Consider the following 18227-nt stretch of genomic DNA (forward strand, 5'->3'; position numbering starts at 1 on the left):
TTTGGCGGAAGAGGAGTGTCGCCCATGATCGTAGCCAAATGTTACAGACAGACTGCCTCAGATCATGGTTTGCGCGATTGAGGCGTTCCGTTGATCCGATCCAGCCCGCGCCGTCGTCGTGCTCAGTAGTCCTGGCGTTTGCGGAAGGCCCAGCGCCCGGCGATCAGGGTGAAGGTGGCCACCAGCGCCACCAGGATCCAGAAACCCTCCGGGTCGCCGGAAAACGGAATGCCGCCGACGTTCATGCCGAAAAAACCGGCGATGATGTTGATCGGCAGCGCCAGCACCGTGACCACGGTCAGGGTGAACAGGGTGCGGTTGGTCTGTTCGTTGAGGTTGGCGGCGATCTCTTCCTGCAGCAGTTTGATCCGCTCCCCGAGGGCCGTGAGGTCGTTGATGATCAGGGCGAACTCTTCGGTGGATTTGCGCAGTTCCTTGACGTCTTCCTTCTGCAGCCATTGCGGCGGGCGGTTGAGCAGGCGCAGCAGGGAGCCCGGCTCCAGGGCCAGCAGGCGTTGCAGGCGCACCAGCACCCGGCGCATGGCCCCCAGTTCGGCGCGGTTGCTGGAAACCCGGGCGGCCAGGAGCTGATCCTCGATCTGGTCGACGCTGAGGCTGGTCTTGCGCACGATCTGGGTCAGCACCTCGCCTTGGTCGCGCAGCAGGTGCACCAGCAGTTCCAGGGGCGAGCGAAAGCGTTCGCCGGCCTTGACCGAGGAGCGCAGCTTGTCCACCGAGTGCAGGGGTTGCAGGCGCGCGCTGATGATCAGGTTGCTGCGCACGCAGACCCACAGGGTGGAGATGTCCGAGGACACCATGCTGCTGAAGTTGAACACCACGTCGTTGACCACCGCCAGGAGGGCCGAGTCGACATGTTCTATGCGAGTCGAGCGCGAGCCTTCGTGCAGGGCTTCGAAGAACTCCTCGGGCAGTTGCAGGTGGGCCTTCATCCAGCGCTCGCAGGCGGCGTGGGCCAGGTTCAGGTGCAGCCAGAGGAATTCATCGCTGTCCTGGGGGTGTTGCAGGGCTTGCAGGGCCTTGGCCGAATCCAGTTCATGACCGCGTTCGCCGGGGCGAAAGCTGAAACCGTAGAGCAGGCCAAACAGATCGGAATCGCGGTGACTCTGGTCGAGGCTGTGGTTCATGGGGTCTCGCAGGAGGGACAGTGCCTGGCGCGGGTTTCACAGGTTCACTTGGGCCCCATCATGGCAAGGCTTTTTGACAGTTTTGTGACGTTTCAACGTGCACAATCCGCGGCGCCATACCGGTGGTCGGCAGCGCTCAAGAATGGATTGCGCATGCCGATCACGCTCACATGCAATGCGCATTCGATTTTCCTCGAATGCTCCTGACAGGGAAGTTCGGACCTACGCATGCCCTTGGTGGGCCTGCTCTATCCCTGTCATGAGATCTTCTCGATGTTTTTGCAAAAATCCCTGAGAGCGCAAATTCTTGCCCTGCTGAGCGGTAGCCTGATTGCGATGCTGTTGATCGCCCTGGCGTGTTTTCAATTGCTGTCCGGTGGCGTGCAGAGCTACCGCGAGCTGATCGACGGCCCGCTGCGCAGTTCGCAGCTGATCGACGAGGCCAACCTGCAGTTCAAGAGCCAGGTGCAGGAGTGGAAGAACGTGCTGCTGCGGGGCAAGCAGCCCCAGGAACTGAACAAGTACTGGCAGCAGTTCGAAGATCGTCAGCGGGATGTGCAGAACATTCTCGGCCAGCTGGTCCAGACCCCGGGTCTGGATCCGGCCCTCAAGAGCCGGGTGCAGCGTCTGGCCGAAGAGCATCGCCTGCTCGGTGCGGCCTATCAGAAGGGCCGTGACGCCTATGTGGCCCAGGGCGCCGACCCCAGCGCCGGGGACGCCGCGGTCAAGGGCGTGGACCGCGCCGCCAGCGAGCAGATGAGCGAGTTGGTAACCCAATTGCGCAAGCACGGTGAGCAGCAGTCGCGGGACATCAGCGCCGCCGCCGACCGCACGGTGTGGCTGGGCATTCTGGTGATGCTGGGCTCGGGTCTGCTGATCGGCCTGCTCAGCCTGTGGCTGGTCAACCGCAGCCTGGTCCAGCCGATTCGCCAATTGATCGACTACGTGGCCCAGCTCAGCCGTGGCCAGTTCGCCGAGCGCGTGGCCAGCGAGCGTCAGGACGAGTTGGGCAAGCTGGCGGCCGCCGCCAACACCCTGCGCGACTTCCTGGCCCAGACCTTCAGCAGCCTGCAGCGCAGCGCCTCGGACCTGGACAGCTCCAGCGGCGAGCTCAATGCCATCGCCACGCTGATGTCCCAGGGCACCAACGAACAGTTCAGCCGCACCGATCAGGTGGCCACGGCGATGAACGAAATGTCCGCCACCGCCCAGGAAGTGGCACGCCACGCCGCCGACGCCGCGCGCGCCGCGGATGATGCTGACCAGTCGGCGCAGCAGGGCGAGCAGGTGATGCAGAGCACCATCCACAGCATCACCCAGATGCGCAGCGAGATCGCCAACACCGCGACGGTGATCCGTCGCCTGGAAGCCGACAGCGGGCGTATCGGCAAGGTGCTGGAAGTGATCCAGGGGATTGCCGAGCAGACCAACCTGCTGGCGCTCAATGCCGCTATCGAAGCGGCCCGGGCCGGTGAGGCCGGGCGTGGATTCGCCGTGGTCGCCGATGAAGTGCGCAGCCTGGCGCAACGCACCGCGGCGTCGATCATCGAGATCAACCAGATCATCCACAGCGTGCAGACCGGCGCGGTGGACGCGGCCCAGGCCATCGAGAGCGGCCAGTCGCGCAGCGAGCAGAGTGTGCAGCAAGTGACCGAGGCCGGGGCCATGCTCGAACGCATCACCCAGGCCGTGGAGGCAATCCGCGACATGAACCGGCAGATCGCCACCGCCGCCGAGGAGCAGACCTCGGTGGCCGAGGACATCTCGCGCAACCTCACCGAGATCACTTCGATTGCCAGTACCAATCTCGACAATGTCCAGCGCACCGAGGCGGCGAGCCGTGACCTGCATGGTCTGTCGGGTCAGTTGAACGAGGTCACCTCGCGTCTGAGTGCCTGACGCCGGTCATCCTGTATCGGCCGGCTTACCAGGCCGATACACGATCACTCTCAAGTGGCGGGTGGCGGTGTCGATGACCGGTTATCTTTCCCGAACCAGGACGCACGCCATGGTCAGCATCACGTCGATTTCCATCAGCCAGACCCCGGTCACCCCGAGCAAGACCCGGATTGACGCCAGCGCCAGCGACAGCAGCGCCACCACTACCGGCAGCGCCACCGACGTCGGCGCTGCCGACAAGGCGCCGGCTGCGGGCGGGGACAGCACCAGCAGCGAAGACTCCAGCAGCGATACGGTGAAGGAGCTGCGCAAGCAGATCGCGGAGCTGCAAAAGCAGTTGCAGGAGCAGCAACAGCAGCTGCAAGCGGCGCAGAACAGCCAGGACAGTGCCGACGCCAAGGCGGCGGCGGTGGCGGCGGCCCAGGCTCAGGTGGCCACCACCAGCGCCTCCCTGCAAACCGCGACGGCGGCCCTGCTGCAGGCGTTGCAGGAGTCGGAGAGCGGTGCTTCGGGGTCGCTGCTCAGCACCACGGCCTGATTGCTTTTTCATGCCCCACGGCACAAGGCCGCGCTCCCGAAACGGGGCGCGGCCTTGTGCCGTATGGCGGGTTAGTGATCTTGCTTGTTGCTCAGGACCTGGCCGGTCTTGGCGTCCAGATCCACGTCCCACTCGATGCCTTTGCTGTCGCGCAGTTCCACCTGGTAGACGTAGGCGCCGGTGGCGGTCTGTTCCAGCTCGGTGTCGGTGATGCTGGCGGCGGTGGTGCCGGGGTGCTGGGCCAGGGCGGCCTGGTTGAGTTTTTCCAGGTCCATGATGGCGCCGGACTTGAGCAGGCCCGGGATCAGGTCCGGGCGGACATCGGCCTGGGCCAGGCCGGCGGTCAGGGTCAGGGCGGCAGCGGCGAACAGGGCAGAGAACTGTTTCATGGTGTTGATTCCTTGGCGTGATGGCTTTCGATGGGCACAGGTTAGCCAGTGCAACTTAATTCACCCTTAAATCAGCGCAGTGTTTGCGTCGTTTGTTCAAGCCGGGGGCCGGGCGACACCGGCAAGCTGGTTTCTCCCTTGTTAAGGAGACACCTTGAATGAAACGCATGCTGGCATGGTTGTACGGTCCCTTGATGCTGGGCGGATTCATCGCCGGCGGGGTGTATTGGATGGGTGACGGGCAGGCGTCTGCGCTGGGTTTGCTGGTGCTGTTCGCCGGGGCGCTGCTGGTGTCGTTCCTGGCGGAATGGGCATTGCCTTACGAGCCGGCCTGGAACCGCTCTCAGGGCGACCGGTTGCGCGATGGCTTGCACGCACTGGTCAATGAAAGCCTGAATGCCCTGGGGTTGCTGGCCTTGCCGGGGTGGGTGGCATGGCTGGGCTGCGATGGCCTGTGGCCTCGGGACTGGCCGCTCTGGGGGCAATTGCTGCTGGCGATAGTGATCGCCGATGGCGGGATCAGCCTGGCCCATTACGCCAGTCATCGCTGGGCCTGGCTGTGGCGCCTGCATGCGGTGCACCACAGCGTGCAGCGCCTGTACGGTTTCAACGGTCTGCTCAAGCACCCTCTGCACCAGATGCTGGAGGCCTCGGCGGGGTTGCTGCCGCTGGTGCTGCTGGGCATTCCGCTGCCGGTGGCGCAGCTGCTGGCCCTGGCCATCGGCATTGCCTTGCTGTTGCAGCATTCCAACGTCGATATGCGCATGGGACCGCTGCGGCGGGTGTTTGCCTGGGCTCCGGTGCATCGCTTTCACCATATGAAGTATGGCCGCGCCGGCGATGTGAATTTCGGGCTGTTCTTCAACCTCTGGGACTGGCTGTTGGGCACCGGGTTCTATCGCGACGACTACTCGATGCGCCAAGGCGATCTGGGTATTGGCAGTCGGCCCGACTACCCGCTGGCGTATTGGCCGCAGTTGCTGGAGCCGTTCAAGGTTCAGCGCTATGTGGTCGAGCCCAAGGTGCCTGCCGCGTTGCGGCGCTCGGTCAATCCAGCAGGCGAGGCCTGAGGGTTTTCAGGGCCTGACCGGCGGTGACTCCGAACAGCGCTTTCAGGGTGCGGGAGAAGTGCGCGCTGTCGGCAAAGCCGGCGCCATGGGCGGCCTGGGCCACGGGCTGGCCGTCGAGCAGCAGGGCCATGGCCAGGCGCAGACGCCGCCAGAGCACCAGGCGCCGCACCGGCAAGCCGACGTCGCGGGCGAACAGGCGCTCCAGCTGGCTCAGGGAGACGTGGGCCTGGGCCGCCAGTTGCGTCGCCACCACCCTGCCTGCGAGCGCGACATCCAGGGCCTGCAGGGCCCGCGCCACACGCCGGTCGGCCAGGGGCTGGCGCGGGCAGGCGCGCAGCGCCGCCACAAGCGTGGGCAACGAGGGACGCACGTTGTGGACACAGGCCAGCAGGTCTGCGGCCGCAATTGACAACGGCTCGGCATAGACCGTGAAGGCGTTGTCGGGCGCCTGCACAATGGCATGCCGCTGCAGGGCCTGGATCACCAGGAAGTGCCCGCTGTGGGGCATGCCGTCGAGCTCCAGCGTCACCGGTTGCTCGGGGGCGATGATCAGCTGATGGGCGTAGTGGGCATGGGGCGCGGTGCGCCCCATGGCGCCTTGAATCAGGCCGAAGTCACGCCCCAGCCAGAGCTCGCCGCTCCAGTGCAAGACCGACATTCAGTAACCGCTGGCCTCCAGCAGTTGGGCCACGCTGGCGTTGGCCGGACGCTTGAAGTACTTGAGCAGCTCGGCGCTGCGGTTGGTGAAGATACCGTCGACCCCGGCGTCCATGGCTTTCTTGAAGTCCACTGGTTCATCGAGGGTGTAGGCGTGCACCAGCAGGCCCTGATCGTGGGTGTACTGATTCATCCAGGGTTGCACCAGATCCGCGTAGCTTTGCTCGCCGCCCGCTGTCAGGGCCGTGGAGGGACCGGTGCCAATGGCGCCCTGGGCCTTGGCGTAGTCGATCCAGCGCTTGAATTCGCCCGGGTCCTTGGGTTGTTGCTTGGCGTAGTAGGCCGCCTTGTCGGTTTCGCCGCTGTCGGCGAAGGTCACGCTGGACGCCGGTTCGATGCTGCCGGCTCCGACCCACAGCAACAGCACCTTGGGCACCTGGGGCATTTCCTTGTGCAGCAGTTGCAGGCTGTGCTTGTCGAAGGTCTGCAGCACCACCTTGCCTTGGCCCTGGCCCACGGCCAGCTCGCTCTTGGCCAGCTTGGAGCCCGCCGGGCTCAGCCAGCCGCGATCCTGGAGCTTTTCCTTGAGTTCGTGCTCGATGCCGGGGAACAGCTGCGGCTCCTTGGTTTCGATGTACAGCCCGGGTTTGTGTTGCGCGCTGCCTTGGGCGATGTCGATGATCTCGTCCAGGGTCAGGATCTTCAGGCCGGCAAAGCCCGGCCGGGCGCGATCCGGGTGGGCCTGGTTGAACCAGCTGCCGGCGTCGAGGCTTTTGAGCTCGGCCAGGGTGAAGGCATTGGGCGGGCTGTCCTTGCGCTCGGGGAATTTCTGCGCCACGTCGGTGGTGCGTAGCAGGTTGTTGTCATGCAGGGCGAAGAGCACGCCGTCCTTGCTGCGTTGCAGGTCCAGCTCCAGATAGTCCGCCCCCAGATCCCGGGCCAGGCGGTAGGCCGCCGCCGTGGACTCGGGGGCATCGAACGAGGCGCCACGGTGGGCGATCACCGCTGGCTGGGGGATGCCCAGGCGCGCCGCCAGGGCATTCGGATCCGGCTGTTCAGCGGCCTGGGCCAGGCCGCAACCGAGCATCAGGCCCAACATCAGGGCGCAAGGAGTGAAGGTCGCAGGCATGCTCGAAATCCTTTCGTGGAGGCGGGGGCAAGGTCCTATCTTTTAGCAACACAATGACGCTTGTGCTATCTCCCGGGCGACATAAATCCTTCTCATGCGCATCAGTCAGGGTTTTTTCCGGCGCTTTGCAGTACTCTTGGGCGCGCAGTTTCCCCAGCAGAGGGAAGCCTCAACACAGTCCTTTCCTTGCCTCGCGTGTAGACCATCGATCACCCAGTCCTGCGGGACTTACCGTGAGGTTTACCATGAGCATCACCTCTGAACTCATCTGCCAGGCCGCCGACCAGCTCAAGGGTTTTGTCGGTTTCAATCGCAAGACCGGGCGTTACATCGTGCGTTTCAGCGAAGACTCCTTCGGCATGGATGTGGCCGACGACGCCATAGTGCCGGCCAGCGAATTTGTCTGGGCGCCGGTGTCCGATCAGGCCATGAGTCTGAAACGCGAGCAGATCCAGTTGTTGCTGGACCAGAACATCGACGACCGGATCAACATCAGTGAACCGCTGCGGGTCTATATGCGCCGTAGCGATCTGCCGGAAATCCAGGCCGTGCGCAGCCTGTTGCCGACGGCTCAGGATTGATCCGGCGGCAGGCCTGGACCGCTGTGGACCGCGGTTCGGGCCTGTGCTTGAGGGCGCACAGCGTAGGCCCGTTCGACCTTGCCGACCCGGGTATGAGCGTACTGGTACCAGTCGTTGCGTCCGCGCTCGCGGATGGCGCTGTGTTCGGCGTGGTGCTTCCACGCCAGGATGGCCGCCTCACTGCTCCAGTAGGACACGGTGATGCCGAAACCGTCCGCGCCCCGGGCCGATTCGACCCCGAGAAAGCCCGGTTGCCGACGCGCCAGTTGCAGCATGCGCTCGGCGGCCTGATCGTAGTCGGGGTCCGCGGCGCCGCGTTGGGAGCTGAAGATCACCGCGTAGTAGGGCAGGGCGGGTGTCTGGCCGATCATCCTCGGGCCTCCAGGCAGGCATTGAGCAGGGCGCGGACCAGGGGCGGGGTCTGGCCCTTGAGAGCCGCGCGCTCGGGCTGGAACAGGGTGGCGACGAAAAATGGATGATCGTCGAGCTCCACGGCGCGCAGGTCCCCCAGGCGGTCATGGCCGCTGGCGCGCAGGGCGCCAGCGAGCAGGGGCCCGGCAAAGTCCGGATTGACGCCGTAGCGGCAGCGATAGCCTTCCTCGATGCGTTGGGTGCCATAGGCCTCGGCGATCCGACTGCCGTCTTGCAGCTCGATGCCCTCCCGGGCCTCCACCAGGGCGCAGCTCAAAGGGGTGAGCAGCGCGCGCTGGGCATCGGGGGCGATTTCGCCGTGTTCGGCATCGGCCCAGCCCAGCACGTTACGCGCGTATTCCAGGACCGCATGCTGAAAGCCGCCGCAGGTGCCGAGGAAGGGGCGCCGTTGCTCCCGGGCCACGCGGATCGCCAGCAGCGCGCCATGGATATTCAGGTACGGGCTGCCGGGCACGCACCAGATGGCGTCGAAGCCTTGCAACCGATGTTCGTCGGTCAACTCAGGAGTGGCCAGCCATTGCACGTCGAGGGTGATGGCGGCGTCGGCTGCAGCCCGAGCCAGGGCCAGGGGAATGGCCTGGTGCGCGGTGATCTGTGGGTCGTGATCCCCCACCAGGGCGATGCGCAGGGTGGGTGGCGAGGCGGGTGCTTGCATGGGCTTCTCCGGTCAGGGGGCTGGCTTGTCGATTGCCTGGGGCCACTATAGATTGGCGTCCACGCAATCAATATTGGCGTTTACCCAAGTGATCAATGCAGCAGCGCACTATCAGCTGGAATACCCCGATCTGTCGCTGGTCCTGGCCCTGGTCCGTGGCGGCTCCCTGGCCCGTGCCGCGGCCCTGCTCAAGGTGGATGTTTCTACGGTGTTTCGTGCCGTGCGTCGCCTGGAGGCCGGGCTCGGTCAGCAACTGTTCGACAAGAGCCGTGCCGGCTACCTGCCCACCAGCCTGGCCCAGGCCCTGGCGCGGCAGGCTGAACAGGCGGAACAGGCCCTGGAGGCGGCGCGGATCGGTGTGGCCCAGGGCGGCGAGGTGATCAGCGGCACGGTGCGCCTGACCTGTACCGACTCGGTGTTGCAGGGCCTGTTGCTGCCGGCCCTGGCGCAGTTCATGCCCAAGTACCCGGCGCTGGTCATCGAACTGTGCACCTCGAATGATTTCGCCAACCTCAACCGCCGCGATGCGGACATCGCCGTGCGCCTCACCGCGACGCCTGCGCAGCATCTGGTGGGGCGCTGCCTGGGGGCGGTGACGTATCGGGTGTGCACCAGCCCGGCGTATCGGCAGCGGGTCGATTGCACCGATCTGGCGCGGGTGGCCTGGATTGCCCCGGATGACTTTCTGCCGGACCACCCCACGGTGGTTTGGCGCCGTCAGCAGTGGCCCGGTGTGCAGCCCAGTTATCGCTGCAACAGCATGCTGGCGGCGACCGAGCTGGTGCGGGCCGGCCTGGGGGTGGCGGCCTTGCCCGACTTTCTCCTGGGCGGTGGCGATCTGGAAGCCCTCGGCGAGCCCCTGGAGCATGCAACCGCCTTGTGGCTGTTGACCCGCCCGGACTGTCGGGCCCTGCGCTCGGTGGTGACGCTGTTCGATGAGCTGGGGCGTCATCTGCGCTGGCCCTGAACAGTTCAGGCCGCTGGTGGCTCCTTGCGGACGAAGTGCGCGTGCATCTCGCTGGTGAGGTTCTCGATGCGTTCGCTCAGTTGCTTGGTCATTTCCGTGAGGCGGGTGTTCTGCTCCAGCAGTGCCAGCAACTGCCCGGTGGTGTGCTCGGCCTGGGCCTGGCGTTCGCTGTTGGCGATGGCCAGGGCTTCGCGGTGCTGGGCGTCGGCGTCGGACTGGGCCTTGTCGCGGGCGGCCTGGCGGGTCTGGGCCAGCAGGATCAGTGGCGCGGCATAGGCCGCCTGCAGGCTGAAGGCCAGGTTCAGAAGGATGAAGGGGTAGACGTCGAACTGCGTGACGCCGCTGAGGTTGAGGGCGATCCAGATCACCACGATCAGGGTTTGTGCTCCGAGAAAGGTCGGGGTGCCGAAGAAGCGGGCAAAGGCCTCGGCCTTCAAGGCGAAGGCATCGTTGCCGAAGGTGGGGGCCAGGTGTGCGTGGGCGCGGTGAAAGCGCAGGTGATCGGGGACCGGGGTGGTTTTCTTCGGCGTGTCGCTGGAACTCATGATGGCCTCCGCCAGGCTCTGGGACGTGAGGCCACTATAGTCTTCAAGGCTGTGCCCCGACGTCATTATCGACGCCGGGAACACCTGCCCTCACAACGCATCGCGTTCGTTGGCGAACATGCTCACCGCTTGCACCGCGTCACTGGCGCCATCGCGAATCTGCAGGATCGCGGTGCCGGCCTGATCCGCCAGTTGCACGCCCTTGGCCGCCCGTTCCCGGGTGCCGTCCATGCTCTTGATGGCTTGCAGGGTTTCGTTCTGGATCATGTCGATCATGCTGGCGATTTCCGCGGTCGAGCCGCTGGTGCGCGCCGCCAGTTGGCGAACCTCATCGGCCACCACGGCAAAGCCGCGACCCTGTTCTCCGGCCCGAGCGGCCTCGATGGCGGCATTGAGGGCCAGCAGGTTGGTCTGGTCGGCAATCCCGCGGATGGTGTTGACGATGGCGGTAATCTGCTCGGAACGTTCGCCCAGGCGGGCGATCAGGGTTGAAGAGTCCTCGATGTTATGGGCGATCTGGCGCATTTCACTGGCGGCCTGCTGGATCACGTCGGTGCCTTGCTCGGCGACTTTGCGGGTCTGCACCGAGATGTGATACGCCTGGCTCGCGCTGTGGGCGTCCTGCTCGTGTTTCTCCACTTGCTGGGTAACGTCTGCGGCGTACTTGACCACTTTGCACAGGCGTCCGCTGGCGTCGTAGACCGGGTTGTAGTTGGCTTCCAGCCACAGCGTGCGGCCGTGTTTGTCGATCCGTTCGAAACGGCCGTTGAAGAATTCGCCCTTGTTCAGGCGATTCCAGAAGTCCTGGTAGGCGCTGCTGTTGACCAGTTCGGGCTTGCAGAACATCCGGTGATGCTTGCCCTGGACCTGCGCCAGGCTGTAGCCCATGCGGCTGAGGAAGTTGGCGTTGGCGTTGATGATGCTGCCATCGAGGTTGAATTCGATCACTGCCATGGCCCGGTCGATGGCATCCAGCTTGTTGCGTGCTTCAGTCTCTTCCTGGATCCGGGCGGTGACATCCAGGGCGTACTTGACCACTTTGTACACCGCGCCCGAGGCGTCGCGGATCGGGTTGTAGCTGGCCTCCAGCCACAGGCTCTGCCCGGCGCTGCCGATTCGTTCAAAGGTTCCGGACTGGAACTGACCTTCTCTGAGTCGCGCCCACCATTGCTGGTAGTCGCTGCTGCGGGCGTATTCCGGGGTACAGAACAGGCGGTGAGGCTGGCCGATTACCTGGTCTTCGCGATAGCCCAGGGTCTTGAGGAAGTTGTGGTTGGCGCGCAATACGCAGCCTTGCAGATCAAATTCGATCACCGCCATGGAGCGCTCGATGGCCTCCAGCAGGCTCGATTGTTCGGCCACGGTGCGGTTCAGGGAGTCGATGGTCTTGTTGTGGCGGTTGAATAGCATGTGGGCAGGTGCTCTGTGGGAGAAACGTTGCGTCGATCCCTATTGAGTGCGCCGGTACGCCGAATGCTCCCCGGCGCTCGGCATTATCTGCTCAATGTCAGCGTTCCATGACTGACAGATACGTTCGCAGCGATGCAACGGGTCACGTTTCGTGCGCGTGTCGGTGGCCGCGTCAAGGGAGACGTAGCGGCTGCGAATCGATTTAGTTGGATTGATTGGCTTCGGTGGCGGCGGTTGCGGTTGAGGGCACTCGTTACTGCGAAGTGGCGGCATTATGATGGCAATTGCCTGGATAAATCCAAATAAACTTATACAAAAATGTTTTTTACTCCCTTTTTGTATAAGTTTTTTGGATTTTATGCCAATTGCGTTTGTGGCGCATAGCCGTTGGCATCGTTGCTGGCTATCCGGTTGCGTCCGGTTTTTTTCGCCTGGTACAGGGCTTGGTCCGCGGCATTGAGCCAGGTGGCCGGATCCTCGAAACCCGCGTCGAATGCGGCCAGGCCAATACTCAGGCTGACATTCAGTTCGCTCACTTGCGGGTGCCGGTACTGGCTGAAGACCCGGCGCAGGCGTTCCATGATATCGAGTGCCTGCTGCGGGCTCATGCGCGGCAGGATCACGCAGAACTCGTCGCCACCGTAGCGACCAGCGAGGTCGTCGTGGCGCAGGTTGCGTCGCAGTTCGTTGCTCAAGTGACGCAGGACGGTATCGCCAACGATGTGGCCGTAGGTGTCGTTGATCGCCTTGAAGTGGTCGATGTCGATCAGGGCGATGCAGGCTTGCATCTGCTGCTGTCGGCACTTGTGGAACTTGATGTGCAGCAGGTCCTTCCAGGAACCGTGGTTGAGCAGGCCGGTGAGGCTGTCGGTACGACTCAAGGCGCTCAGGGCGCGCTTGTGTTCGGACAGTTTGATCGCCAGGCGATAGCAGACCATTCCTACAGCCAGGGGATAGAGGGTGAGCATCGGCAGGCAGGCGTAGATCTGCAGCGGGCTGATAATTGCGGTGAAGTGGGCCCCGAACAGGGCCCAGGACAGCAGCACCCCGGTGCACTGGGCCAGGCTGCCGCGAATGAACAGGCGCAGGCCACCAGCAGCCACGTTGTTCATGGCCATCATCGAGAGGATGGTTACCGCCGGCAGTGGGTTGAACTGCATGGTCGCTGCCCAGAAACCGCCGAGCAGCGAGTCATACAGCAGATTGCGCCGCTCTGCCCGGTAGGGAAACGCCGAACGGGCGGACAGTTGATAGGCCAGGTGGGGCCAGATCAGGCCGTTGAACAACAGCAGGGCCCATATCCAGTCGGGCAGCGCCAGGGGGGCGAGTGCCGCGAGGACACTGATGCCACCGATGCCCAGGCCGATGATCCTTGGCCAATAGATGCGTCGGGCAAATGACAGCCCTTTGCCGCGTTGGTTTTCCATAAATTCCTGCACCAGATTTTGCACTGAAACACCGTGTGGTGTTTTTGCGGCATTGCCGTTTATCGGATCAGTCTGGTGAATATTGTCATTTATTCCACTAGGAATAATCAGTGTCCTTCGAAGCCATTTCACGGTGGCCGGGGCAGGGCATGCTGCTAGGTCGACCTCAATCAGGCCTGGTAGTGGCTGAGAAACATGTCCAGTGCCGATTCGATGACCCGGGTCTGCATGTCCGCTGTCAGGGGCGGTTGGCCCAGGGTGATCTGCGGCCAGAAAGCGAAGCTCTTGAGCAGCCCGTGCATCTGCTGGGCAGCGAACTCCGGGTCCAGCGGCTTGAGGCGACCGTCGGCCAGGGCGCTGCGGATCCACAGGGTCAGGCCTTCCTCCCGTTCACCGAGCCGCGCCACCATGTCCTGAGCCCGCTCCGGGGAATGGATGGCGGCAGCAATGGCCACTCGGGCCAGGTCCAGGAAGTTGTCGTCGGCCAGCAGTTGCAGCTTGGCCCGCAGCAGGGTTTGCAGTTGCTCGCGCAGGGGCCGGTCGGGGCGGTAGGCGACTTCCGCTTGGGCGCTGATACTGGCCCAGAGCTTGTGCAGGATCTCGGCGAACAACTCTTCCTTGCTTGGAAAGTGGTTGTACACCGTGCGCTTGGATACTCCGGCCGTGGCGGCAATCTTGTCCATGCTGGTGATGTCGAAGCCGCTGGCGCGGAATTCGCTGATCGCCGCCTGGATGATGGCATTGCGTTTAAGGTCGGTGAGGCGCTTCGGAGCTGTCATAAGTTGGGTTCGATCAGGGTGGGCGGCTAAATCAATCGGCAGTCTACTTCGTCTTAATCCTGTTGCAATGTAGAAACTACACTGTGTAGTGTAGTTCTCCTTCAGAACGATGATTGGCGGCTGATGCTTGCGTGCCTTGGCCAGTAGATCGTCCCGTAGAGCCACCTCGGAACCTTGCCGCGTTCCACGGAGTCCTTTCAATCATGGCCAATGTCTCGTCCAGCCTGATCCGCGCTTCTGGTCAGCCAACTTCTCGTCGGGAGCAGGGCGCCTTTCGCAACCATGCACCGGTGCGACGTGCCGGCTTCGGCAAAACCCTGCAGATCTTCTGGAACATGCTGTTCCACAAACCGCGCAACACCCGCCCGGCCGGGGCGATTCCGGTGCAGCCGTTGACCCCTGAGCAATTGCTGGCAGCGCCCAATCACAGCGTGTTTCGCCTGGGGCACTCCACCGTGCTGCTGAAGATGCGCGACAAGTTCTGGATCACCGACCCGGTGTTTGCCGAGCGGGCCTCGCCGGTGCAATGGGCCGGGCCGAAGCGCTTTCATCAACCGCCCATCAGCCTGGAGGCGCTGCCGGAGATCGAGGCGGTGATTCTGTCCCACGATCATTACGACCACCTGGACCACCAGACGGTGCTGACCCTGGCGGACAAGACCCGACACTTCCTGACCCCGCTGGGCGTAGGCGACACCCTGATCAAATGGGGCGTACCGGCGACCAAGGTCCGGCAGTTGGATTGGTGGCAGGGGTGCGACGTCGAGGGCATCCGTTTTGTCGCCACGCCGTCGCAGCATTTTTCCGGTCGTGGCCTGTTCGACGGCAACCGGACCCTGTGGGCCTCCTGGGTGATGATCGATGGGCCGACGCGGATCTTCTTCAGCGGTGATACGGGCTACTTCGACGGCTTCAAGCGCATTGGCCAGCAGTACGGTCCCTTCGACCTGACGCTGATGGAAACCGGGGCCTACAACGTCGAATGGCCCCACGTGCACATGCAGCCGGAGCAAACCCTGCAGGCCCATATCGATCTGCGTGGCCGTTGGCTGCTGCCGATCCATAACGGCACCTTCGACCTGGCCATGCATGCCTGGCACGAACCCTTCGACCGTATCCTGGCCCTGGCCTGGGAACGCAGCATCCACATCACCACGCCGCAGATGGGCGAAGCCTTCAGCCTGGCGCAACCTCAGCGGGGCGCCGCCTGGTGGTTGGAGGTGGATGGCGTTCCGGAGCTGATGGGCATCGAGTCCGCGTGAACCAGGACTGGCCACGAGGGTGGCCAGTTTCCTGATTCATCTGCTTTGGACTCGGTGTCGAGTGCCGGGGCGGTGTCGGTAGCTGCCCCGGGCCGTGGATCATTCGATCATGGCGTAGTCGGGGCGCTCCATCGGATTGGGGGTGGCTCCGCGGATGTTCATGCCGCGGCCAGGGGTGAAGCCGGGGAAGAACACCAGGCCTTGTGCTTCAAGGCAGAACGCCAGGGCCAGCCGAGTGACATCACGCACCTCGTAGCCGGCCTCAAAGCGCTGAATGGCTTGCACCGAGACGCTGGACTCACGGGACAGTCGGTCCATGTCCCAACCCAGCATGTCGCGGGCCTGGGCACAGTGCTGCGGAGTGAACTGATAAAGGGCGATACGTTCCAGGGTTATTTTCATCGCTACAGAGGCCATGGTTTTCTCCGGGAGGTTAGGCAGTGTGTTGGCTTGATACTGGTTATTTGTACAGTTGTTTTGCTGGCTGATCAAACTCAATTTCTGCCAACCCCCGAGCCTTTGGTCACAAGGTTTTACCTGGCAACGCAGCCTGCTGATTCAGGTAGGTGCTGGGGGATTGCCCCAGTACCCGGCGGAACATGGTGGAGAACGCCCCGGGGCTGTCATAGCCAAGGTCCAGCGCAATCCGGGTTACCGGTTCGGCGCTCGCCAACCGTGCCAGGGCCTGAATGACGCAGGCCCGTTGGCGCCACTGCACGAAGCTCATGTCGGTCTCTTGGCGAAACCAGCGGTTGAAGGTGCGCAGGCTGATATGCAGTCGTTCAGCCCACTGCTGGGGAGATTGACGGACATTGGGGTGAGCGAGAAAAGCCCGGCACAATTCCAGCAGTGGGCCATTGGCCGGCAAGGGAATGTGCAGCGGTAGGCGAGGGCAGCGCTGGATTTCGTGCAGCAGCAGGCCGACCAGCAACCCGTCACGCCCGTGCTGATCGTATTCCAGGGGCATGTCCACGGCCTCCAGCAGCAGTTGGCGCAGCAGTGGCGAGATGCCGACGACCCGACAGTCGTGGCTGTCCAGGGGCGCGGCGCCAGGTTCTATATAAAGGCTGCGAGTGCTGACCCCAAGCATCAGTACTTCATGTTCTACCCCTGGTGGAATCCACACCGCCCGCTGCGGCGGCACCACCCAGTTCCCCTGGGCGGTGCTCACTTGCATCACTCCGGTGGCGCCATACAGCAGTTGCGCCCGGCGATGACTGTGACGCGGCAGGAGCTGGCCGTCGGCATAGTCGGTGCCGATGGCCACGACCGGACGCGGGGTTTGGTCCAGTGAGTCGATGGAGATATTGCGCATGCGACGAGGTTCCTGGCTGGCGTAAACGCAAACATTATTGGCTGACCTGCTGAAGTCGGCCAGGGCTCGATCTTCTATTGTCCGCAGCTTCTCTCCCAGACGGATGCGGCTCGATGTTCTATCTACTGCTGGCAATTTTTGGTTGCATGACCGGCGTCAGCGCGGTGCTGTTCGGCTTCGGCGGCGGTTTTGTGGTGGTGCCGCTGTTGTACTGGATGCTGTTGAGCAGCCAGGGCGCCGACTCGGCGGCGGGGCATTCGGCCATGCATATCGCTGTGGCCACTTCGACCTGCGTGATGATCGTCAATGCTCTGGTGGCCAGCTGGCGGCATCAGCGGGCCGGCACTCTGGTCCGCCATTACCTGTGGCCCCTGGGCGCTTACATCGCCCTGGGGGCAATGTTCGGCGCGGCCGCGGCGATGTGGGTCAGTGGCGAGGTGATTCGTTATGCCTTCATTGCCTACCTGGGCATCACCATTGCCGATTGCCTGCTGCGGCGCGGCTTTCTTGAGCAGGTGAACCAGGCTCAGGCTCGGCGCCTGGGGGGCGGTGAAACGCTATTGGGGGGTGTAGGAATAGGCGTAATCGCGACTTTTCTCGGGGTGGGAGGCAGCGTCATGACTGTACCTCTGTTACGCCGTTGCGGCCTGAGCATGACCCAGGCCACCTCCATGGCCAATCCCCTGAGCGTCCCGGTGGCCCTGGCCGGAACCGCCACCTACCTGGCCTTGGCGCGCTTCAGTCCATCCGATTTTGGTCCCGGGTTCATCGGCTATGTGGATCTGCTGGCGTTCTCGGTATTGTCCCTGGGCTCGTTGCTGGGCATCCGTCTGGCCACGCCGTGGATCGGCCGTATCCCGGATCGGGTGCATGCGCGGGTGTATATCGGCCTGCTGCTGTTGGTACTGATCAGCCTGTGCCTGAAGTGACAGACGCATCGCTGCGGGCAAAACCTGGCGGGGTCTGAAACTACTGTGCGTGAAGCCCCGGTGCTTCGCGAATCAGGAAGTGGTCGAGGTTCTCGATGTTGGCGCTGAAGACCCCGAAGGTCGCCTCGGGGTTTTTCTTGCTTGGCACTTGCTTGAGTGTCGGGGTGACACCGTAGAAGAAACAGTACAACTCGCGCTGGCTGTCGATGGCGCTCTTGATCTCTTCGAGGAAGGCTTTGCGCTTGCGATAGTTGTCGATCAGCTTCTTGCTCAGGTAGACGTTGACCGAGTAGGGCTTCTTCTTCGATTCGTCCGCGGTCTTGAACCAGACCTTCTGCTCGAAATCGATGCGAAAGCTCTGGGTGTAGTCCTTGATTTCCTTGATCTTGCCCCAGTAGATCAGCCCCTTGTTGTCCAGCAGGTACTCGATCTTCTTGAAGAACGAGGCGTAGGACGCGGTGTGCTCGCCGATTTTCAGCGGCATGCGCTTGAGCAGTTCCTTGTCGTCGATATTCGACACGAAACATTCCACCGGGTGGGCGAAGACGCAGGTCTTGTCCGCAGTGGTGTCGCCCTCGGCGCGCTGGTTTTGTGAGCGGGCCGAGGCCATTGGCGGATTGTCCCTGGGCGTCTGTGTCGCCGCGATCGGGCTGCTGGGTCGACGCGTGTATTCGCGGCGGGTCAGCAGCAGTTCCGAAGGGAAGTGTTCCTCGCGTTCATCCTCGGCTGATGTGCCTTCGAGGCTGCCGGCACCCTTGCCGAGCCGGTAAGGGCAGCTTTCTATATGCAGCGTGCCGGGCAGGTTCTTGAAGTGCGGGGTGCGCAGGTAATTGACGTTCTTGGCATTGAAGGTGCCCAGCTGATTGGCGGCATCGAACGCTGCGCGACAGTCATCGTTGGGGCACTGGAAGCTTTCCTGGGCGGAATCGAAAGCCACGGTTTCATCGAAATTCAGATCCCGCACGTCATAGATCGACAACTTGTCGTCGAGGCTGATGCAGTAGGCGGTATCGAATTTCATGGGCGCTTTGATCCTTAAGCGGGGGAGGGGTCTTTATAACGGCAGGTCTTGCAGCCTGCACGCATTTTAACGAGCCC

General features: G+C 63.3%; 20 protein-coding genes. 7 read left to right on the top strand and 13 right to left on the bottom strand.

All coding sequences use genetic code 11. The features are described from left to right. Positions 1–122: 122 nt before the first annotated feature. Positions 123–1145 carry a transporter gene (locus tag GWQ44_RS23570; protein ID WP_016968126.1) on the bottom strand — a complete coding sequence of 341 codons (1023 nt, stop codon included), beginning with the start codon at positions 1143–1145 and terminating at the stop codon, positions 123–125. A 273-nt stretch (positions 1146–1418) separates the two neighbouring features. Between GWQ44_RS23570 and GWQ44_RS23575 the strand changes: the two genes are divergently transcribed. Both GWQ44_RS23575 and GWQ44_RS23580 read left to right on the top strand, forming a co-directional pair. After that, positions 1419–3044: a HAMP domain-containing methyl-accepting chemotaxis protein gene (locus GWQ44_RS23575; RefSeq protein WP_042942150.1), complete on the top strand. Its 1626-nt coding sequence runs from the start codon at positions 1419–1421 to the stop codon at positions 3042–3044. 109 nt (positions 3045–3153) lie between these two features. Beyond that, the gene (locus GWQ44_RS23580; RefSeq protein ID WP_275928366.1) at positions 3154–3582 is read left to right on the top strand and encodes a hypothetical protein; all 429 of its coding nucleotides are present in this window, start codon (positions 3154–3156) and stop codon (positions 3580–3582) included. Between the two features lie 71 nt (positions 3583–3653). On the opposite strand, the gene GWQ44_RS23585 is transcribed toward GWQ44_RS23580, so the two are convergent. Continuing rightward, positions 3654–3971: a PepSY domain-containing protein gene (locus GWQ44_RS23585; RefSeq protein WP_016968123.1), complete on the bottom strand. Its 318-nt coding sequence runs from the start codon at positions 3969–3971 to the stop codon at positions 3654–3656. 158 nt (positions 3972–4129) lie between these two features. Here GWQ44_RS23585 and GWQ44_RS23590 point away from each other — a divergent pair, with 158 nt between their 5' ends. Next, complete coding sequence (locus tag GWQ44_RS23590) at positions 4130–5041, top strand: sterol desaturase family protein (RefSeq protein WP_275928367.1); 912 nt, start codon at positions 4130–4132, stop codon at positions 5039–5041. Here the strand turns inward: GWQ44_RS23590 and GWQ44_RS23595 are convergent. Then, positions 5019–5699 (bottom strand): AraC family transcriptional regulator, encoded by a 681-nt coding sequence (locus tag GWQ44_RS23595; RefSeq protein ID WP_275928368.1) that lies wholly within the window; start codon positions 5697–5699, stop codon positions 5019–5021. The genes GWQ44_RS23590 and GWQ44_RS23595 overlap by 23 nt on opposite strands. Next, entirely contained in the window at positions 5700–6827 is a 1128-nt protein-coding gene (locus tag GWQ44_RS23600; protein WP_199010197.1) for a glycerophosphodiester phosphodiesterase, read from the bottom strand. Between the two features lie 245 nt (positions 6828–7072). Between GWQ44_RS23600 and GWQ44_RS23605 the strand changes: the two genes are divergently transcribed. Then, entirely contained in the window at positions 7073–7408 is a 336-nt protein-coding gene (locus GWQ44_RS23605; RefSeq protein ID WP_016968120.1) for a DUF2025 family protein, read from the top strand. On the opposite strand, the gene GWQ44_RS23610 is transcribed toward GWQ44_RS23605, so the two are convergent. Together GWQ44_RS23610 and GWQ44_RS23615 are read right to left on the bottom strand one after the other, a co-directional pair. Next, entirely contained in the window at positions 7399–7779 is a 381-nt protein-coding gene (locus GWQ44_RS23610) for an antibiotic biosynthesis monooxygenase (RefSeq protein ID WP_275928369.1), read from the bottom strand. The two genes, GWQ44_RS23605 and GWQ44_RS23610, sit on opposite strands and share 10 nt — an antisense overlap. Beyond that, on the bottom strand, positions 7776–8495 hold the full coding sequence (locus tag GWQ44_RS23615; protein WP_275928370.1) for a CTP synthase: 720 nt from the start codon (positions 8493–8495) through the stop codon (positions 7776–7778). The genes GWQ44_RS23610 and GWQ44_RS23615 overlap by 4 nt, the downstream gene beginning before the upstream one ends. A gap of 88 nt (positions 8496–8583) precedes the next feature. On the opposite strand from GWQ44_RS23615, the gene GWQ44_RS23620 reads away from it, so the two are divergent. Next, positions 8584–9462 (top strand): LysR family transcriptional regulator, encoded by an 879-nt coding sequence (locus GWQ44_RS23620; protein WP_275928382.1) that lies wholly within the window; start codon positions 8584–8586, stop codon positions 9460–9462. A 5-nt stretch (positions 9463–9467) separates the two neighbouring features. Here GWQ44_RS23620 and GWQ44_RS23625 read toward each other — a convergent pair whose 3' ends face one another. From GWQ44_RS23625 to GWQ44_RS23640, 4 genes are all read right to left on the bottom strand, one after another. After that, on the bottom strand, positions 9468–10007 hold the full coding sequence (locus GWQ44_RS23625) for a DUF1003 domain-containing protein (protein WP_275928371.1): 540 nt from the start codon (positions 10005–10007) through the stop codon (positions 9468–9470). Between the two features lie 90 nt (positions 10008–10097). After that, a complete protein-coding gene (locus GWQ44_RS23630; RefSeq protein ID WP_199010200.1) occupies positions 10098–11417 on the bottom strand; it encodes a methyl-accepting chemotaxis protein in 1320 nt (439 codons plus the stop codon). A 356-nt stretch (positions 11418–11773) separates the two neighbouring features. Next, positions 11774–12844: a diguanylate cyclase gene (locus GWQ44_RS23635; protein ID WP_016968114.1), complete on the bottom strand. Its 1071-nt coding sequence runs from the start codon at positions 12842–12844 to the stop codon at positions 11774–11776. A gap of 170 nt (positions 12845–13014) precedes the next feature. Next, entirely contained in the window at positions 13015–13623 is a 609-nt protein-coding gene (locus tag GWQ44_RS23640) for a TetR/AcrR family transcriptional regulator (RefSeq protein WP_016968113.1), read from the bottom strand. Positions 13624–13826: 203 nt separating this feature from the next. Here GWQ44_RS23640 and GWQ44_RS23645 point away from each other — a divergent pair, with 203 nt between their 5' ends. Then, positions 13827–14885, top strand: a complete 1059-nt coding sequence (locus tag GWQ44_RS23645) for an MBL fold metallo-hydrolase (RefSeq protein ID WP_275928372.1) — start codon at positions 13827–13829, stop codon at positions 14883–14885. Between the two features lie 99 nt (positions 14886–14984). Here GWQ44_RS23645 and GWQ44_RS23650 read toward each other — a convergent pair whose 3' ends face one another. Together GWQ44_RS23650 and GWQ44_RS23655 are read right to left on the bottom strand one after the other, a co-directional pair. Then, positions 14985–15302: an XRE family transcriptional regulator gene (locus GWQ44_RS23650; RefSeq protein ID WP_016968111.1), complete on the bottom strand. Its 318-nt coding sequence runs from the start codon at positions 15300–15302 to the stop codon at positions 14985–14987. A 106-nt stretch (positions 15303–15408) separates the two neighbouring features. Then, positions 15409–16200 carry a helix-turn-helix transcriptional regulator gene (locus GWQ44_RS23655; RefSeq protein WP_103740083.1) on the bottom strand — a complete coding sequence of 264 codons (792 nt, stop codon included), beginning with the start codon at positions 16198–16200 and terminating at the stop codon, positions 15409–15411. Between the two features lie 113 nt (positions 16201–16313). Between GWQ44_RS23655 and GWQ44_RS23660 the strand changes: the two genes are divergently transcribed. Further along, positions 16314–17129, top strand: a complete 816-nt coding sequence (locus GWQ44_RS23660) for a sulfite exporter TauE/SafE family protein (RefSeq protein ID WP_275928373.1) — start codon at positions 16314–16316, stop codon at positions 17127–17129. Positions 17130–17169: 40 nt separating this feature from the next. Here GWQ44_RS23660 and GWQ44_RS23665 read toward each other — a convergent pair whose 3' ends face one another. Continuing rightward, positions 17170–18150, bottom strand: coding sequence for a hypothetical protein (locus GWQ44_RS23665; RefSeq protein WP_275928374.1), 981 nt, complete (start codon positions 18148–18150; stop codon positions 17170–17172). Positions 18151–18227 lie beyond the last annotated feature (77 nt).

Source organism: Pseudomonas sp. 3MA1, from assembly GCF_029237275.1.
In the GTDB taxonomy this organism is placed as follows: Bacteria; Pseudomonadota; Gammaproteobacteria; order Pseudomonadales; family Pseudomonadaceae; genus Aquipseudomonas; species Aquipseudomonas fluorescens_AP.

Bases quoted from the DNA above. Each gene is read 5' to 3' on its own strand.
- GWQ44_RS23585 (WP_016968123.1), bottom strand. From the start codon at position 3,971: ATGAAACAGTTCTCTGCCCTGTTCGCCGCTGCCGCCCTGACCCTGACC.
- GWQ44_RS23595 (WP_275928368.1), bottom strand. From the start codon at position 5,699: ATGTCGGTCTTGCACTGGAGCGGCGAGCTCTGGCTGGGGCGTGACTTC.
- GWQ44_RS23605 (WP_016968120.1), top strand. From the start codon at position 7,073: ATGAGCATCACCTCTGAACTCATCTGCCAGGCCGCCGACCAGCTCAAG.
- GWQ44_RS23625 (WP_275928371.1), bottom strand. From the start codon at position 10,007: ATGAGTTCCAGCGACACGCCGAAGAAAACCACCCCGGTCCCCGATCAC.
- GWQ44_RS23645 (WP_275928372.1), top strand. From the start codon at position 13,827: ATGGCCAATGTCTCGTCCAGCCTGATCCGCGCTTCTGGTCAGCCAACT.
- GWQ44_RS23635 (WP_016968114.1), bottom strand. From the start codon at position 12,844: ATGGAAAACCAACGCGGCAAAGGGCTGTCATTTGCCCGACGCATCTAT.
- GWQ44_RS23665 (WP_275928374.1), bottom strand. From the start codon at position 18,150: ATGAAATTCGATACCGCCTACTGCATCAGCCTCGACGACAAGTTGTCG.
- GWQ44_RS23660 (WP_275928373.1), top strand. From the start codon at position 16,314: ATGTTCTATCTACTGCTGGCAATTTTTGGTTGCATGACCGGCGTCAGC.
- GWQ44_RS23610 (WP_275928369.1), bottom strand. From the start codon at position 7,779: ATGATCGGCCAGACACCCGCCCTGCCCTACTACGCGGTGATCTTCAGC.
- GWQ44_RS23590 (WP_275928367.1), top strand. From the start codon at position 4,130: ATGAAACGCATGCTGGCATGGTTGTACGGTCCCTTGATGCTGGGCGGA.
- GWQ44_RS23640 (WP_016968113.1), bottom strand. From the start codon at position 13,623: ATGACAGCTCCGAAGCGCCTCACCGACCTTAAACGCAATGCCATCATC.
- GWQ44_RS23600 (WP_199010197.1), bottom strand. From the start codon at position 6,827: ATGCCTGCGACCTTCACTCCTTGCGCCCTGATGTTGGGCCTGATGCTC.
- GWQ44_RS23655 (WP_103740083.1), bottom strand. From the start codon at position 16,200: ATGCGCAATATCTCCATCGACTCACTGGACCAAACCCCGCGTCCGGTC.
- GWQ44_RS23580 (WP_275928366.1), top strand. From the start codon at position 3,154: ATGGTCAGCATCACGTCGATTTCCATCAGCCAGACCCCGGTCACCCCG.
- GWQ44_RS23630 (WP_199010200.1), bottom strand. From the start codon at position 11,417: ATGCTATTCAACCGCCACAACAAGACCATCGACTCCCTGAACCGCACC.
- GWQ44_RS23575 (WP_042942150.1), top strand. From the start codon at position 1,419: ATGTTTTTGCAAAAATCCCTGAGAGCGCAAATTCTTGCCCTGCTGAGC.
- GWQ44_RS23615 (WP_275928370.1), bottom strand. From the start codon at position 8,495: ATGCAAGCACCCGCCTCGCCACCCACCCTGCGCATCGCCCTGGTGGGG.
- GWQ44_RS23570 (WP_016968126.1), bottom strand. From the start codon at position 1,145: ATGAACCACAGCCTCGACCAGAGTCACCGCGATTCCGATCTGTTTGGC.
- GWQ44_RS23650 (WP_016968111.1), bottom strand. From the start codon at position 15,302: ATGGCCTCTGTAGCGATGAAAATAACCCTGGAACGTATCGCCCTTTAT.